The 16,197-nt window shown below is 64.0% G+C and carries 14 protein-coding genes and 1 tRNA gene; 8 read left to right on the top strand and 7 right to left on the bottom strand.

The features are described from left to right. Window positions 1-61: 61 nt before the first annotated feature. Window positions 62-352: a hypothetical protein gene (locus tag ACZ1JY_RS06755; protein ID WP_118073283.1), complete on the top strand. Its 291-nt coding sequence runs from the start codon at window positions 62-64 to the stop codon at window positions 350-352. Between the two features lie 288 nt (window positions 353-640). Here the strand turns inward: ACZ1JY_RS06755 and ACZ1JY_RS06760 are convergent, their stop codons facing one another. Continuing rightward, window positions 641-1,996: a DEAD/DEAH box helicase gene (locus ACZ1JY_RS06760; RefSeq protein WP_465130765.1), complete on the bottom strand. Its 1,356-nt coding sequence runs from the start codon at window positions 1,994-1,996 to the stop codon at window positions 641-643. 144 nt (window positions 1,997-2,140) lie between these two features. Beyond that, window positions 2,141-2,677, bottom strand: a complete 537-nt coding sequence (locus tag ACZ1JY_RS06765; protein ID WP_118073282.1) for a hypothetical protein — start codon at window positions 2,675-2,677, stop codon at window positions 2,141-2,143. 198 nt (window positions 2,678-2,875) lie between these two features. Between ACZ1JY_RS06765 and ACZ1JY_RS06770 the strand changes: the two genes are divergently transcribed. Further along, a complete protein-coding gene (locus ACZ1JY_RS06770; protein ID WP_465130766.1) occupies window positions 2,876-4,294 on the top strand; it encodes an FAD-binding oxidoreductase in 1,419 nt (472 codons plus the stop codon). A 109-nt stretch (window positions 4,295-4,403) separates the two neighbouring features. Beyond that, on the top strand, window positions 4,404-5,183 hold the full coding sequence (locus ACZ1JY_RS06775) for a SapC family protein (protein ID WP_118073280.1): 780 nt from the start codon (window positions 4,404-4,406) through the stop codon (window positions 5,181-5,183). A 315-nt stretch (window positions 5,184-5,498) separates the two neighbouring features. Here ACZ1JY_RS06775 and ACZ1JY_RS06780 read toward each other — a convergent pair whose 3' ends face one another. Next, a complete protein-coding gene (locus ACZ1JY_RS06780; protein WP_465130767.1) occupies window positions 5,499-6,461 on the bottom strand; it encodes an N-formylglutamate amidohydrolase in 963 nt (320 codons plus the stop codon). Window positions 6,462-6,637: 176 nt separating this feature from the next. On the opposite strand from ACZ1JY_RS06780, the gene cpdR reads away from it, so the two are divergent. Together cpdR and ACZ1JY_RS06790 are read left to right on the top strand one after the other, a co-directional pair. Then, on the top strand, window positions 6,638-7,015 hold the full coding sequence (gene cpdR / locus ACZ1JY_RS06785; RefSeq protein ID WP_118073279.1) for a cell cycle two-component system response regulator CpdR: 378 nt from the start codon (window positions 6,638-6,640) through the stop codon (window positions 7,013-7,015). A gap of 108 nt (window positions 7,016-7,123) precedes the next feature. Continuing rightward, a tRNA-Val gene (locus ACZ1JY_RS06790) sits at window positions 7,124-7,198 on the top strand. 91 nt (window positions 7,199-7,289) lie between these two features. Here the strand turns inward: ACZ1JY_RS06790 and ACZ1JY_RS06795 are convergent. Then, window positions 7,290-8,054: a crotonase/enoyl-CoA hydratase family protein gene (locus ACZ1JY_RS06795; RefSeq protein WP_118073278.1), complete on the bottom strand. Its 765-nt coding sequence runs from the start codon at window positions 8,052-8,054 to the stop codon at window positions 7,290-7,292. Window positions 8,055-8,240: 186 nt separating this feature from the next. On the opposite strand from ACZ1JY_RS06795, the gene ACZ1JY_RS06800 reads away from it, so the two are divergent. The 3 genes from ACZ1JY_RS06800 to ACZ1JY_RS06810 all read left to right on the top strand — a co-directional run bounded on the left by ACZ1JY_RS06800 (window position 8,241) and on the right by ACZ1JY_RS06810 (window position 11,591). Then, entirely contained in the window at window positions 8,241-9,464 is a 1,224-nt protein-coding gene (locus tag ACZ1JY_RS06800) for an NADP-dependent isocitrate dehydrogenase (RefSeq protein ID WP_118073277.1), read from the top strand. 122 nt (window positions 9,465-9,586) lie between these two features. Continuing rightward, window positions 9,587-11,371, top strand: coding sequence for a cation:proton antiporter domain-containing protein (locus ACZ1JY_RS06805; RefSeq protein WP_465130768.1), 1,785 nt, complete (start codon window positions 9,587-9,589; stop codon window positions 11,369-11,371). A gap of 55 nt (window positions 11,372-11,426) precedes the next feature. Beyond that, complete coding sequence (locus ACZ1JY_RS06810) at window positions 11,427-11,591, top strand: hypothetical protein (protein ID WP_465130769.1); 165 nt, start codon at window positions 11,427-11,429, stop codon at window positions 11,589-11,591. Window positions 11,592-12,028: 437 nt separating this feature from the next. Here ACZ1JY_RS06810 and alaS read toward each other — a convergent pair whose 3' ends face one another. The 3 genes from alaS to ACZ1JY_RS06825 are packed head-to-tail and all read right to left on the bottom strand — an operon-like array spanning window position 12,029 to window position 16,172. Next, entirely contained in the window at window positions 12,029-14,674 is a 2,646-nt protein-coding gene (gene alaS / locus ACZ1JY_RS06815; RefSeq protein WP_465130770.1) for an alanine--tRNA ligase, read from the bottom strand. A gap of 43 nt (window positions 14,675-14,717) precedes the next feature. Beyond that, on the bottom strand, window positions 14,718-15,542 hold the full coding sequence (locus ACZ1JY_RS06820) for a class I SAM-dependent methyltransferase (RefSeq protein WP_465130771.1): 825 nt from the start codon (window positions 15,540-15,542) through the stop codon (window positions 14,718-14,720). Between the two features lie 3 nt (window positions 15,543-15,545). Next, the gene (locus ACZ1JY_RS06825; RefSeq protein ID WP_465130772.1) at window positions 15,546-16,172 is read right to left on the bottom strand and encodes a glutathione S-transferase family protein; all 627 of its coding nucleotides are present in this window, start codon (window positions 16,170-16,172) and stop codon (window positions 15,546-15,548) included. Window positions 16,173-16,197: the final 25 nt, after the last annotated feature.

A 16,197-nucleotide genomic window follows, 5' to 3' on the forward strand; every position in this document is an offset into this window, starting at 1 on the left:
GTTGTGGGACGACCGGATTCGTCCACTTGCCGACATTGCGCGTCCGTGGTCAATTGAACGCATGAGCGGCAACCCTGCCTACAATGCCCTGATGCACGAGGTCTGTGTCGGCAGAGGTTGGTGCGGCGGGATCGTCAACGGCAAGCCATCGCATGTAGATGATTTCATTCCTGAAACGGGACCTGTAAGCGCGGATCAGTTCGTCGAATGGCTATTTCTTGCCGATGGCGTCGATCCATCGTCCGACCCTGCCAAGTGGGAGCGACATAAGGCTGGCCTGCGGGAAGCGTTCGTCCGCCATATGGGGGCAGAGATGCTCGACGCCTCGGCACTTAAATGGGATGTTAGCTGACCACTATTCGCGGCCATTCCGTAAATTTGCGGTGATCGTCCTGCCGTCACCCCGTGCTTGACACGGGGTTGGGCTGTTCTTCCGGCGCAGCGCCCGAAGAGAAAAGCCAAGGCCCGGATCAAGTCCGGGCCGACGATGAAATGGGCTGTTATTTTGCGCCGAGTGCTCTTGCTCTCTCCCCTTCAGGGGAGAGATACGCAGGGTTGGCGGCTTGCCGCCTAGCCGAAGTTGAGCGGGGCTTGGGCAGAACAGCCCCTCTCCCAACCCTCTCCCCTGAAGGGGAGAGGGCTAAAGTGCCGAAACCGCCAGAAACTCCGGAATCGGCCCGTTCCACTCGCCCGGCTTCGACGGCGGTTCGGAGTGGTCGCGGTAGCTGGGCTGTTCGCGCCGTGGAGCGCGTTCCTGCCGCGGTTCGCGTTCGGCACGCGCCTTTCGCTCCTCGCGCGCCGGACGTTCGCGGCGGCTTTCGCGCTTGGGCTCTTCCTCGCGGCGCTCGGTTTCGCGCGCTTTCCGCTCTTCCTTCTCGGCGATCTCGAGCTTGAACTCGGGGATCTTGGTTCCCTGCAGCTTCTCGACGTTGTCGATCGCCTCGGCATCTTCCGACGCCACCAGCGTGAACGCCCGGCCCGTCGCCCCGCCACGACCGGTGCGGCCGATGCGGTGGACGTAGTCGTCGGGGTGCCACGGCGTGTCGAAGTTGAAGACGTGGCTCACGCCCTTCACGTCGAGCCCGCGCGCGGCGACGTCGGACGCGCACAGGATCGAGATGTCGCCGTCCTTGAACTTCTGCAGTTCGGCATTGCGCGCGCTCTGGTCCATGTCGCCGTGGATTTCGCCGGCGGCAAAGCCGTGGCGCTGCAGCGACTTGGCGAGTTCGCGCACGGTCGTCTTACGGTTGGCGAAGACGATGGCGGTGGAGACGTTGTCGGTGCGCAGCAACTGGCGCAGCACTTCGCGCTTCTGGCGCGAGGTGCAGCGGACCTTGAACTGGGCGATGTTGGTGTTCGTAGCGGCAGGGCGCGCCACTTCGATCGACTTGGGGTTCGACAGGAACTTGTCGGCCAGCTTCTTGATCGGCGGCGGCATCGTTGCCGAAAACAGCAGCGTCTGGCGCGTGGTCGGCAGGCGCGAGCAGATCGTCTCAATATCGGGGATGAAGCCCATGTCGAGCATGCGGTCCGCCTCGTCGATCACCAGCATCTCGCAGCCGGTGAGCAGGATCTTGCCGCGTTCGAACAGGTCCATCAGGCGCCCGGGGGTGGCGATCAGCACGTCGACGCCGTCCTGCAGCGCCTTGACCTGATCGCCCATCTGCACGCCACCGATCAGCAGCGCCATCTTGAGATCGTGGTTCTTGCCGTACTTCTCGAAATTCTCGGCAACCTGCGCGGCGAGTTCGCGCGTCGGTTCGAGAATCAGCGAGCGCGGCATCAGCGCGCGGCGGCGGCCGTGGGCCAGAATGTCGATCATCGGCAGCACGAAGCCGGCCGTCTTGCCGGTGCCGGTCTGGGCAATGCCGATGATGTCCTTCATCATCAGGACAGCGGGAATTGCCTGCGCCTGGATCGGAGTGGGCTCATCATAGCCGGCGTCGAGCACCGACTGGAGCAATTCATCCGAGAGGCCGAGATCGGCAAACTTCATGCAGGCAATTTTCCGAGAACTAGAGACGGCACGAACGCAATTGTGCCCGCTGGACAGCCTGCATCGCAAAATGCCGCCAGCACTGACAGCGCGCTAAGACGATATGGCCCGAAAAGTCAAGAATTCCGCGACGAGACGGGACCGTCAGTCATCTTCCAGTACGAGTTCGCGCATCTTGGTAATCGCACAGTTCGCTCCGGCCCGCGAATGGATCGTATCCCGGCCAGCGCAGAGCTGCCCATCCTCGTTCCGTTCGACATAAAAGCCCGAATAGAAATCGCGGGCGCGGCAGGATTTGTCGAGGCTGGCGCCGATCAGCTTTCGCCCGCGCGTGACCAGCAGGAGGCGATCCTGCGATTCGATCTGCACGCCGGCAATGCTGGTGATCGGCAGGCATTTGCTGGTCTTGCGCTCATAGAAACGCGGCGGTTGTGGCGCGGCCGGCATGGGCGTGTACATCTGGCCGGGCAGGCGCGGCGCAATACGAATGATCATGCGCTGTTCGATGCGCACCTGATTCCACGACTGGTCGCCCAAGCCATCGGCAATGAAGCTGTTCAATGCGCCTGATCTGAAATCATCGTCGATCAGGGGCGATCCTGCAGGAATGGTGGCAGTCGCCCATTGCGCATCGCTGTCATCGACCACCACAGGTGCACCAACCGGTACGGCCAGCAGCATGCCCAATGAGGCCAAGAGATTGAATACACTGGGCATTTCGATGTTAAAACTCTTGAAGTCCCCTCAACGGCCCAGCGGCCCTGACCCCGCCCGATCCGCTCCTCACACCCCTAGCCTGCGGGGTTGAACCGTTGCTTAACCTGCCAGCAATGAAAAATGAATTGCCCTTGCCGCAGGGTCGCAATAGCCGATGCGCCAATGAGCGATACGTTTCTGGCAGAAGCGGCCCGCCTGCTCGGGCCAAAGGGGTTGACCGCCGACCCTGACGACATGGCACCCTGGCTGACCGATTGGCGCGGCCGCTATACCGGCGCGGCGCGGGCAATCGCCTCGCCAGCCAATACCGCCGAGGTCGCCGCCCTCGTCAAGCTCTGCGCCAAGCATGGCGTGCCGATTGTGCCGCAAGGCGGCAACAGCGGCATGTCGGGCGGCGCCACACCGTTCGAGAGTGGCGCCGAGATCATACTCTCCTTGCGCCGCATGAACCGGATCACCGCGCTCGATGCCGCGGCGCGTTCTGCCACGTGCGAGGCGGGCGTCATCCTGCAGGTCCTGCACGAGGCGGCGGAGAAAGAGGGCCTGCGCTTCCCCCTCACGCTTGGCGGCAAGGGCTCGGCCACGATCGGCGGCCTCGTCTCGACCAACGCCGGCGGCACGCAAGTCCTGCGCCATGGCTCGATGCGGGCGCTGGTACTGGGGGTCGAAGCTGTCATGGCCGATGGCAGCGTGCTCGACTTGTTGACCCCGCTCAAGAAGGACAACCGGGGTTTCGATCTCAAGCAGGTGCTTATCGGTTCCGAAGGAACCCTCGGCATCGTCACGGCTGCGACCTTGCGGCTCGCTCCGGCAATTGCCGGCAGGACGGTGATGTGGGCGGGCACGGCCTCGCTGCACGACGCGCGCAGCCTCCTGCTTCTGGCCGAGGACATGGCGCCGGGGCTGCTCGAAGGATTCGAGGTCCTGCCCCAGCACAGCCTGGAGGCGGTTCAGGCCTATACTCCCGGCACGCGCGCGCCGCTGGCGGAACCTCATGCCTGGCACGCCCTGATCGAACTGGTCGCAGGCGACGAGGGCACTGCCGCAAGGTTGCCCGAACTGGCCGAGCGCATCCTCGCCACGGCATTCGAACGCGATCTCATCGCCGATGCCACGATCGCCGCCAGCGAAGACCAGGCCGAGCGCATGTGGCTGATCCGCGAGACCATATCGCCCGCCGAACGCGCGCTCGGCCCGGCGATGCAGCACGACATCTCCGTTCCGGTCGAGAAGATGCCCGCCTTTGTCGAGGCCGCCGTCCCTCGCCTCGAGGCCGACTGGCCGGGCACGCGCGCCGTCTGCTTCGGGCATCTCGGCGACGGCAACGTCCATTTCCACGTGATCGCCCCGTCGGGCAGCGATCGGGCCTCGTGGGAAGCGGGCGACGGCAAGGCCATCAGCGCGCAAGTCCACGACATGGTGGCGGCGTGGGGCGGCTCGATCTCGGCAGAACACGGCATCGGCAGGCTGAAGCGCGACGAACTGGCGCGCCTCGCCGATCCAGCGATGCTGGGCACGATGCGCGCAATCAAGCAGGCGCTTGACCCGCATGGCCTGCTAAACCCCGGAAAGCTTGTCTGACGCGGCTTGCGCGGCCTTCTGGCAGTCCCTAAGAACCGGCGTTCCCGCTAAGCCGCGGCCAGAGTGAATTTTGCCCGCGCGAATGTTTTGATTCTTGGAGAGATGCAAAATGGCCAGCGCGCCGCAAGCGAACCTGCCGATGTTCTACAACGACCTGATGCCGCTCAACAGCCGGGACCATGCAACGTGGAAGGCCAAGAACGCGGATGCAGCGCCCTGGCTGATCGGACAGCATGCCATCCCCCTGACGGCTGAGGAGTTTCCGCAGGCTGCGCGCCATTATCCGATCATCTTTGCATCGGGTGACAATCCGGTTCCGCTGGCGCTGATGGGCCTCAACGAAGGCGTGAACGTCTTTGTCGACGAAGAAGGCAAGGTCACCCAGCCGATCTACATCCCGGCTTACGTCCGCCGCTATCCGTTCCTGCTGGCCAAGCTGAACCCGAACAGCGAAGAACTTTCGCTGTGCTTCGATCCTTCTGCCGGCCTGCTTGGCGATTCGGTGGAAGGGCAGGAGCTCTTCACCGACGGCCAGCCTTCGGAAGCGACGCAGGCCGCACTCGGCTTCTGCGAACAGTTCGAACAGGCAGGCCAGCGCACGCAGGCCTTCATCGACGAGCTGAAGAAGCATGACCTGCTCATGGAAGGCGAAGTCGCCATCCAGCAGCAGGGCAACGAACAGCCCTTCATCTATCGCGGCTTCCAGATGGTAAATCAGGAAAAGCTGCGCGACGTGCGCGGTGACGTGCTGCGGGGCTGGGCACAGAGCGGCCTGCTGCCCCTGCTCTATGCGCACCTGTTCTCGCTCGAACTGATCAGCCAGATCTTCGGCGCCCAGGTTCAGCTGGGCAAGGGACCGATCCCGGCGATCCAGGTTCCGGCCGAGTAAGCCAGACACGATTTGACACGAGGCTTGAGTAATCAAGCCACAGGTCAACAGAAAAGCGCGGTGAGCCACTCGGTTCATCGCGTTTTTTCTTGGGGTGTTGCAAAAATCCCTCGAAAGCCCTTGCAGGGTCAATGCCCCTCACCTATCTTGTGATTGTTGCGTTGCGGCTCCCCTCATGGCCCAGCGTAACTGGTGCACTCACGTGCACCTCCTCCCTGAACCTTGGCCACCTGGAGCTTGCTCCAGGTGGTTTTTTCTTGGGTTACATGAGCTTGGCCACTCTGGCCGGCGCGCTTCGGCTAATTCGGGCGCAGTCTACTCGGCAGCAGTGCGCCAGCGGCCGCGGTCGGACGCACGGCCAAGGTCGGCCACGTCGACTGCGAGTCGGCGCACCAGGCCCACCAGCAATTCGATCGTGGCATCGAAGCCGGGGCCGGGTTCGGCCATTCGTGCATCGAGATAACAGGTGCGGTCGATCTCGAGCTGCATGCAGTGAAGCCCTTCGGCGCGCCGTGCGTGCCGCTCCAGCACATAACCCCCGGCATATGGCCGGTTGTGCGATACCCGTCGTGCCGCTTCGGTGAAGAAGCCGAATGCAGACGCCACCACGCCGCCGTCGCACGAAGCGCCGAAGCGATCGCCGACGACGAATTCCGGTGCGCGCTCTCCGGGCGAACGCGCCGCCAGCGGCGGCATCGAATGAAGATCGATCAGCAGGGCAGCGCCCCAACGGTCACGGATTGTTTCGAGCGTGGTGGCGAGCGCTGTGTGATAGGGCTGGTGCACCGCGGCAATCCGCTCTGCCAGCTCGCTATGATCTAGCCTGCGCTTCCACAGCTCTCCCAGGCCCGGCAGACGACGCGGCACCAGCCCAAGCCCGCTGCGGGCGCGCCTGCCGAAACCGCTGGGCGATGCCGAAGCGTCTGCCGGCGGACCGCCGACCATCTCCCAGTCGACATCGTCGCTGGCGCGGTTGAGGTCGAGCATGGCCCGGGGTGCATGGGCGACGAGCAGTGCCGCACCGGTCTGGCGGGAGACCGCCTGCCCGAGCAGATCCGCGTAGCGATCCTCAAGTCGGGGCGCCGCAAATGCGGGATGACGCATCCGGTCAAGCAGTGACTTGGCATAGGCCCTTCCTGCATGCGGCACGGCAATGACCACCGGGATCGGCGAAGGGTCGATAGTCGTCAGGCTGTAGGCCGGCACACCGGGATTGCCCGGCACCGACCCGCCATGGACCGAAGCCGAATCGCCCTGGTGCTCACCCTCATGCTGCATCACGCAAAGGTGCAACCGATTCGCACGCAAGTCAAAGCAAGGTCCAAGAACGATTGCTCCGCTTCCAGGACGGTGGGGAAAAAGCGGTTTGCGCGAAGCTTCGGACGGGAGATTGTTAACTCCATCTGCGTTATAAGCCATCGAACTGAAGCCCCACTATAAACAACAGGTTCGCCATGATCCGGATCCTGCTCGCCGAAGACGAAGAGGCGATGCGCACTTACCTGACCCGCGCGCTCGAAAACGCAGGTTACGCCGTGACGGCCGTGGACCGTGGCACCGCTGCGATCCCCCTGCTCGAAAGCGAGCACTTCGACCTTCTCCTGTCGGATATCGTCATGCCGGAAATGGACGGAATCGAACTGGCGCAGCGGTGCAGCGAGATCAGCCCTGCTACCAAGGTCATGTTCATCACCGGCTTTGCCGCGGTGACGCTCAAGGCAAATCGCGAAGCACCTCAGGCCCGGGTCCTGTCTAAGCCGTTCCACCTCAAGGATCTGGTGCTCGAAGTCGAGCGCGTGTTCGAGGATGCGCAGTTCGCCGGGAGCCGCTGAAGCCCGGCTGCAAATTTCCCCCTTGCCATGAATCGGGACGGGGGCTAATGGCGCGCTTCCCGACGCGATCAGCGGTTCGCCGCCAGCCCAGGGACAAGCAGATGGTGCGGGCGTATAGCTCAGTGGTAGAGCACTATGTTGACATCGTAGGGGTCGCAAGTTCAATCCTTGCTACGCCCACCATCGCATAAGAAACCCCGCCATTGGCGGGGTTTTTTGTTGATCGCTGCGGACCAAAATGGCGGGAGCGACCAGCGCCCCCGCCCTGTCGGTCTTACTTGCCCTGCCAGTTCGGCTTGCGCTTTTCGGCAAATGCGGCGGCACCTTCGCGGGCATCGCTCGAAGTGAACACCGGCGCGATGTAGGCCTGCTGCTTCTGCCACATTTCCGCCTCCGTCCATTCGTGCGAATCGCGGATAATGCCTTTCGACGCGATCAGCGCCAGCGGTCCGTTCTCGGCGACCTTCGCGGCCAGGGCCTTTGCCGCATCCAGCGACGGACCTTCGACGATCTGGTTGATAAAGCCGAGTTCATAGGCGCGCTGGGCAGTGATGAAGTCCCCCGTCAGCGCCAGTTCCATCGCGATGCGCGGCGGGATCTGGCGCGGCAGCTTGATCAGGCCACCGGCAGCAGCGGCAAGGCCGCGCTTGGCTTCGGGAATGCCGAACTTGGACGAAGCGCTCGCCACGATCAGGTCGCACGACAACGCCAGTTCCATGCCGCCCGCCAAGGCGTAGCCATCAACCGCCGCGATGATCGGCTTCTTTGGCGTCCATTCCGACAGCCCGCCAAAGCCGCGCCCCGGTATCGAGGGCGATTCCCCGCGCAGGAAGCCTTTGAGGTCCATGCCCGAACAGAACGTGCCGCCCGCACCGGTGAGGATCGCGCAGCGCAGGTCGGCCTCTGCATCCAGCCGATCCATCGCTGCCGAGATGCCCTCGGCCGCAGCCTTGTTCATCGCGTTCTTCGCATCGGGCCGGTTGATCGTGACGATCAGCACGTTGCCATCGACTTCTGTAAGGACTTCCGCCTCGCTCATCGCATCTCTCCAAAAGGGCTTGCACCCGGATTTAACCGGTCACTTAAATATCTGCATTGTCCATGAGCGGATGTCCAGCGCAAAGCCTGCAAAAATTGCGCGAATCGCCTACCTGCCTTGCGCGCAGGGAAGCCTCTGCTAAGGGAAGGCGCAATTTCTCTCCCCAGCTTGAAAGACAGGACGGACATGGCGAAGATCAAGGTGAAGAACCCGGTCGTCGAACTCGACGGCGATGAAATGACCCGGATCATCTGGGAATGGATCCGTGAACGCCTGATCCTTCCCTACCTCGACATCGACCTCAAGTACTACGACCTCTCGGTCCAGAAGCGCGACGAGACGGACGACCAGATCACCATCGATTCCGCCAACGCGATCAAGCAGTACGGCGTCGGCGTGAAGTGCGCCACGATCACCCCTGACGAGCAGCGCGTCGAGGAATTCAACCTCAAGTCGATGTGGAAGTCGCCCAACGGCACGATCCGCAACATTCTCGGCGGCGTGGTGTTCCGCGAGCCGATCGTGATTCAGAACGTGCCGCGCCTGGTCCCTGGCTGGACCGATCCGATCGTCGTCGGCCGTCACGCTTTTGGTGACCAGTATCGCGCCACCGACTTCGTCGTCCCCGGCCCCGGCAAGCTGCGCCTCGTCTGGGAAGGCGACAACGGCGAGACGATCGACCGCGAAGTGTTCAACTACCCCTCGGGCGGCGTCGCCATGGCGATGTACAACCTCGACGATTCGATCCGCGACTTCGCGCGCGCCTCGTTCAACTACGGCCTGTCGCTTGGCTGGCCGGTCTACCTGTCTACCAAGAACACGATCATGAAGGCCTATGACGGCCGCTTCAAGGACCTGTTCCAGGAAGTGTTCGACAGCGAAGGCTTCAAGGAAAAGTTTGCCGCCGCCGGCATCAGCTACGAACACCGCCTGATCGACGACATGGTCGCCTCGGCGCTCAAGTGGTCGGGCAAGTTCGTCTGGGCCTGCAAGAACTACGACGGTGACGTGCAGTCCGACACGGTTGCACAGGGCTTCGGTTCACTCGGCCTGATGACCTCGGTCCTCATGTCGCCCGATGGCAAGACCATCGAGGCCGAAGCTGCCCACGGCACCGTGACCCGTCACTACCGCCAGCACCAGCAGGGCAAGCAGACCTCGACCAACCCGATCGCCTCGATCTTCGCCTGGACCCGTGGCCTCATGTACCGCGGCAAGTTCGACGAGACCCCGGAAGTCGTGAAGTTCGCCGAAACGCTCGAGCGCGTCTGCATCGAAACTGTCGAAAGCGGCAAGATGACCAAGGACCTCGCCCTGCTGATCGGCCCCGATCAGGCGTGGATGACCACCGAGAAGTTCTTCGAAGCCATCGTCGAGAACCTCGAAACCGAAATGAAGAACTGGGCGTAAGCGCAGGTTCCTTCATGGTAACAGCAAAGGGCTCCGGTTCACGCCGGGGCCCTTTTGCTTTGGCAACAGTTCGACATGCGGAAACGGATGACACCACTGCCCCCCTCCCCTAACCTTGCGGAATGGCAGGCAATCTCGAACCGACGACCGCACTTTCCGACGCCCTCGTAATTCTCGGTGCGGCCGGCATCGTCATCCCGGCCTTCGCGCGCTTCCGCATCACCCCGATCATCGGATTCATCCTCGTCGGACTGGTGGTCGGTCCGTTCGGCCTCGGTGCGCTCGTGCCGCAGTATCCGTGGCTTTACCACATCACGATATCCGATCCCGCAGCAATCGCGCCCTTTGCCGAATTCGGCATCATCCTGCTGCTGTTCGAGATCGGCCTGGAACTCTCGTTCAACCGCCTGTGGGACATGCGTCGACTGGTCTTCGGTCTCGGCGCGATGGAGCTCGGCATCTCAGCCCTGCTCCTGTCCGCCGCGCTTCTGGCGACAGGACTGCAGATCAGCGGCGCCTTCGGCCTCGGCCTCGCCCTTGCCCTGTCATCGACCGCGCTGGTCCTGCCCATCGCTGGAACCCATGGCCCGGTCGGCCGCGCCGCGCTTTCCATGCTGCTGTTCGAGGACATCGCGCTTGTCCCGATCATCTTCATCCTCGGCGCGATGGGCCCGGTCGCCGCCCATTCCGATGGCCCGACGCTGGGCGAGACGCTGCTCTACGGCGGCATAGTGGTCACGGTCCTGCTGGTCGGGGGACGCCTGCTGCTGCCCCGCCTCTTCGCGCAGGCGGCTCAGACCAAGAGCCCGGAGCTGTTCCTTGCCGCCACCATGCTGGTGGTCATCGCCGCCGCGCTCTCCACCTCGCTCGTCGGCCTCTCGCCGATCATGGGCGCTCTGCTTGCCGGCCTGCTGATTGCCGAGACCGAGTACCACACGGAAGTCGAATCGATCACCAAGCCGTTCAAGGGCCTCGCGCTGGGGGTCTTCCTGATCACCATCGGCATGGGCATCGACTTGCGCGTGGTCTGGGCGCAAATCGGCCCGCTGACGCTCGCCGTGGTCGGCGTCGTCGTCCTCAAGGCGCTGGTCACGATGTTCGCCTTGCGCTTCATGGGCAAGGAACGCGCCACCGCGCTCGAAGCAGGCATCCTCATGGCCAGCCCATCGGAAACCACGCTGATCGTGCTGACCACCGCCGCCGAGGCCGCCCTGATCGACCGTGAGACCGCGCAATTCTGGCAGATCGTCACAGCCATCGGCCTGACGATCACGCCCTTGCTGGCCAAGCTGGGCGAGACCTGGGGGCAACGCGTGGCGCGCGGCACCGCCGACGTCGGCCAGAACACCTTTGTCGAAGAACCCGAAGGCGAACGTGTCGTGGTGATGGGCTTCGGCCGCGTCGGCCGGCTCATCGCCGAGATGCTGACCGTTCACAAGGCAGCATGGCTGGGCATCGATTCGGACCCGGGCATCGTCAGGACTGCGCGCAAGGACGGCCTGCCTGTCCTCTTCGGCAACGTCGACAGCGAAGCCGCCATCGCCCGCCTCGGGCTGGACGATGCCAAGGCGATGATCCTCACCATGGACGAGCCGGTCCTGATCCTGCGCATGGTCAAGCGCCTGCGCAGCGCCCACCCCGATCTGCCGATCATCGTCCGCGCCCGCGACGCTGCCCATGCGGCGGCGCTGTACAAGGCCGGGGCCAGCCACGCCGTGCCTGAAACGCTGGAAAGCTCGCTCCAATTGTCCGAAGCCGTGCTCGTTGACCTCGGCTTCCCGATGGGCCCGGTCATCGCCTCGATCCACGAGAAGCGCGACGAATTGCGCCAGAAGATCAAGGAGGAAGGCGAGCTCAACTCGCTGCCTAAGCTCAAGTCGGCCTCGCTCAGGGAACGCCCTGCCTGACGAGCCGCAACCGATCTCCTGCCCCTGCGTTTTTCAGAGGCAAGGAGAGCGAAAAATGACCCACCGCAGCAACAAGCCCGATCTCAACCCGGCAACGCAGGACGATCAGCCGAACAAGGGCCCAATCACCAAGCCTCAGCAAACTGACGCCACGATGCGCGAAAAGGACCTGCCCCGCGGCTCCGAACCGGAAACGCGCGGTGCGAGTGGGCGCCGATAACCGCGCCTACTCGGCCAGGTCTGGATTGCGTCTGGTGAAGGCAGCCGCCGCGAACCACAGGCCAAATGTGATCCAGACCAGTAGATACGGTACGGTTAGCGGATCGACAGGATAGGTGCACGCACGCCAAAGGCACCAGAAAGTCCCGACGACCGCGAGTCGACGTGATGTAGGTCGGCGACATGATGTCCAAAGATAAGAAGCAAGTCTCAGGAACGGTAACAGCAATGCAAGCGCCACGGCCGGAGCGAGCATCTCAAGCAGAGGCAAGTAGTCATTGAAGCACTCGTCGAAGCTGCGGGTGAACACACGCCCACGGCAAGCAACCTCCCGCTTGGCACTCTCACCGAAAAGCGGGAACGTGGAGATCGTGATCCACAATACACCACCAATCCATCCGGCCAAGGACCGAACCCTCATGGCGATGCTGGATGAAGTCACCCCGCCAGCACCGCCTTCGCCGCAGCAATGGCATCAGCTGCCTTGGCACCATCCGGACCACCGCCCTGCGCCATGTCGGGGCGACCGCCGCCGCCCTTGCCGCCCAGCGCTTCCACGCCTGCGCGCACCAGATCCACCGCGCTGACCTTGCCGGCAAGATCCTCGGTCACGGCGGCCGCGATCGAGGCCTTGCCCTCGTTGACTGCCACGATCACCGCTACACCCGAACCCAGACGCTGCTTGGCCTGATCGAGCAACCCGCGCAGTTCCTTGGGGTCGAGCCCGTCGAGCACTTGCCCTGAGAACTTCACGCCGCCCACTTCCTCGTCGGCGTTCTCGGCCTTGGCTGCACCGCCGCCGAGCGCCAGCGCCTTCTTCGCTTCGGCAAGTTCGCGTTCGAGCTTCTTGCGCTCGTCCATCAGCGCCGAAACGCGCGCTTCGACGTCTTCGGGCGTCGTGCGCAGGATCGCTGCGGTGTGCTTGAGCGCCTCTTCCCGCGCCACGAACCACTGCCGCGCGCCCTCGCCGGTCAGCGCTTCGATGCGGCGCACGCCTGATGACACTGCACTTTCGCTGACGATGCGGAACACGCCGATATCGCCGAGCGCCCGCACGTGCGTACCGCCGCACAGTTCGACCGAATAGTGCTTGTCCGTCGCGCGGCCCATCGAGAGCACGCGCACTTCCTCGCCGTACTTCTCGCCGAACAGCGCCATCGCGCCCGCCTCGATCGCATCGTCGGGGCTCATCAGGCGCGTCGTCACCGCCTCGTTGGCGCGGATTTCAGCGTTCACTTCCGCCTCGATCGCGGCAATGTCCTCAGGGGTCAGTGCCGTCGGCTGCGAGAAGTCGAAGCGCAGGCGGTCCGCCGCAACCAGCGAGCCCTTCTGCGTGACGTGCCCGCCCAGGCGGTTGCGCAGTGCCGCATGCAGCAGGTGCGTGGCCGAATGGTTGGCACGGATCGCATCGCGGCGTTCGACATCGATGTCGAGCTTCACAACGTCACCGACCTTGATCGAACCCGCTTCAACCTTCGCGTTGTGCGCGTGCAAGCGGCCCAAGGGCTTGGCGGTGTCGCTCACCGCCAGCTTCAGGCCATCGGCACTGGTGATCGTGCCGGCATCGCCGGTCTGGCCACCGCTTTCGCCGTAGAACGGCGTCTGGTTGACGATCACGGTCACGTCATCGCCCGCCGCAGCGCTCCCAACTTCCTTGCCGTCCTTGACCAGCGCAACGACTTGCGCCTCGCCGGTCGTGGCGGTGTAGCCGGTGAACTCGGTTGCGCCGACGCGTTCGGCAATGTCGAACCACACTTCGCTGTCGGCGGCTTGGCCCGATCCCTTCCACGCCGCGCGCGCCGCCGCCTTCTGCTGCGCCATCGCCGCATCGAAGCCCTCGCGGTCCACGGCAATGCCGCGCGCGCGCAGGGCGTCTTCGGTCAGGTCATAGGGGAAGCCGTAGGTATCGTAGAGCTTGAACGCGGTCTCGCCCGGCAGCGCGTCGCCCTCGCCCAGCGCGGCGGTCGCCTCGTCGAGCAGCTTGATGCCGTTCGACAGCGTGCGGCGGAACTGGACTTCCTCGCGCAGCAGGGTTTCCTCGATCAGTGGCTGCGCACGGCCGAGTTCGGGATAGGCAGCGCCCATCTCGGCAACCAGCGCGGGCACCAGGCGATGCATCAGCGGGTCCTTCGCGCCGAGCAGGTGGGCATGACGCATCGCACGGCGCATGATCCGGCGCAGCACGTAACCGCGCCCCTCGTTCGACGGCAGCACGCCATCGGCCAGCAGGAAGCTGGTCGAGCGCAGGTGATCGGCAATCACGCGATGGCTGGCGCGCTGCTCGCCCTCGGCCTTGACCGAAGTCAGGCTTTCGGACGCCGCGATCAGCGCCTTGAACGTGTCGGTGTCGTAGTTGTCGTGCTCGCCCTGCAGCACGGCGGCGATGCGCTCGAGGCCCATGCCGGTATCGATGCTCGGCTTGGGCAGGCTGCCGGTGATCTCACCCGCCGTCTGCTCGAACTGCATGAACACGAGGTTCCAGATCTCGATGAAGCGGTCGCCATCTTCCTCCGGCGATCCCGGAGGGCCGCCCCAGATGTGATCGCCATGATCGAAGAAGATTTCCGAACACGGGCCACACGGGCCATCATCGCCCATCGCCCAGAAGTTGTCCTTCGTTGCGATGCGGATGATGCGGTCTTCCGGCAGGCCCGCAATCTTCTTCCACAGCTCGAACGCCTCGTCGTCGGTGTGGTAGACCGTGGCGAGCAGCTTGTCCTTGGGCAGGCCCCATTCGCGCGTCAGCAGCGTCCATGCATGGGTGATCGCCTGTTCCTTGAAATAATCGCCGAACGAGAAATTGCCGAGCATCTCGAAGAACGTGTGGTGCCGCGCGGTGTACCCCACATTGTCGAGATCGTTGTGCTTGCCGCCAGCGCGCACGCACTTCTGCGAAGAGGTCGCACGAGGCACCGCGCGCGTCTCGAGGCCGGTGAACACGTTCTTGAACGGCACCATCCCGGCGTTCGTGAACATCAGCGTCGGGTCATTGTACGGGACCAGCGGCGCGGACTGCACCACATCGTGCCCGTTCGAGCCGAAGTATTCGAGGAAGGAGCGGCGGATTTCGTTCGTCGAAGTCATGAAAGGCCGATTAGGCGAGCGTTCGGCGCGCTACAAGCACGTTTCATCCATCATTGTGATCGGACGTGGCGCTTACCAGCCATGCCGCAGCATTGAATGCCACCTGACCGTCCCGATGATGGGCCTCCACAAGGTCGGCGAGCCGCCTTTCTATCTCTGCGCGCTCGGCATCAGGCAAGGTTCGCAAGGCCGCTGCGGCGGGCCCGATGCGGCGGAACAGCGCCATCGCTTCGGCTACGGCGTCGGGGCCGGTTCCAGCGATGTACCGGAAGTCTACCGGCTTGAACTCCACGGCCTGCCACCCTGCCATGCAGCGCAGCACGTGCTCGGGCAGGGCAAAGGCGAAAGGCCCAGGCGCGGTCGGCGAAGCTTGCGGAGAATCACCCTTCGGCAGGAGCGCCGCAACGGCCGCCGCCCAATCGTTCTCCGCAGCCTTGCGAAAGCACGAGAACACCATGCGTGCACCCGGAGCCGCCTGCGCGGCCAGATGGGCGAAGGCAGCTTGGGGATCGGAGAAAAACATCACGCCGTGGCGGGAGATGTACAGGTCGGGCCTCGATGCGGGCTGCCACTGCGAGGCATCGGCAAGTTCGAACGCGAGATTGGCCTGAACAGCGCGGGAGCGTGCCGTCTCGACCAGATCGCCCGAGATATCCACGCCGGTCACCCGTGCCTGCGGCCTCGCCGCGGCCACTGCAATCGACAGCTCCCCGGCACCGCAGCCGATATCGACCACGGTGGCGCCAGGCTCTCGAGCGATCGCAGCCAGCAATTTCGGTGTCAGGTCGGAAAAGCTGACATCGGTGCGACGCCATTCGCTGGCCCAGCTCCTGCCGACCGTGCCCTGCCAGTCACTTGCGCTGGTCATGCCTCACATCCCGAAATAGTCGCCGCCCTTCTCGCGAGCGCGCTGCCAGGCCGGCCGCGCGTGGATCGCCGCGACGAATGCCGCCAGCTTGGGGAAATGCTCACCCGCCCCTTGCATCACTGCGATTTCCGCCGGGAAGCTCATCATCACATCGGCCCCGGTCCAATCATCGCCGATGAAGTGGCCGGACGGGCGCAGGATCTGCTCCATGTAGCCGAAGTGCGCCGCCAGTTGCTCGTCAATGCGCGGCTTCAGCGGTGCAGCAGCCTCACCAAGCCGCGAGGTGTAAAGCTGCAGGAGGACGGGAGTCATGGCCGAGCCTTCCGCAAAATGCATCAGCTCCAGATGACGGAGGGCATCGTCACTTCCGTCTGCGGGCAACCAGGTGCCCTTGCCATAGCGTTCACACAGCACCTGCACGATCGCGCCCGATTCCTCGATCACCCGGCCATCGATTTCGAGCAGGGGCGATTTGCCCAGCGGGTGCACGGCCTTCAGTTCGGGCGGAGCCAGGTTGGTCACGGCATCGCGCTGATAATGCCGAATCTCGTAATCGACGCCCAGCTCTTCCAGCAGCCAGAGCACCCGCTGCGAGCGGCTGTTGTTAAGGTGGTGAACGATGATGCTCATGGCGATTCTCCGTGCGGTTTAAGTG

The organism is Novosphingobium sp. BL-A-41-Hi4B-X5A (genome assembly GCF_055521705.1).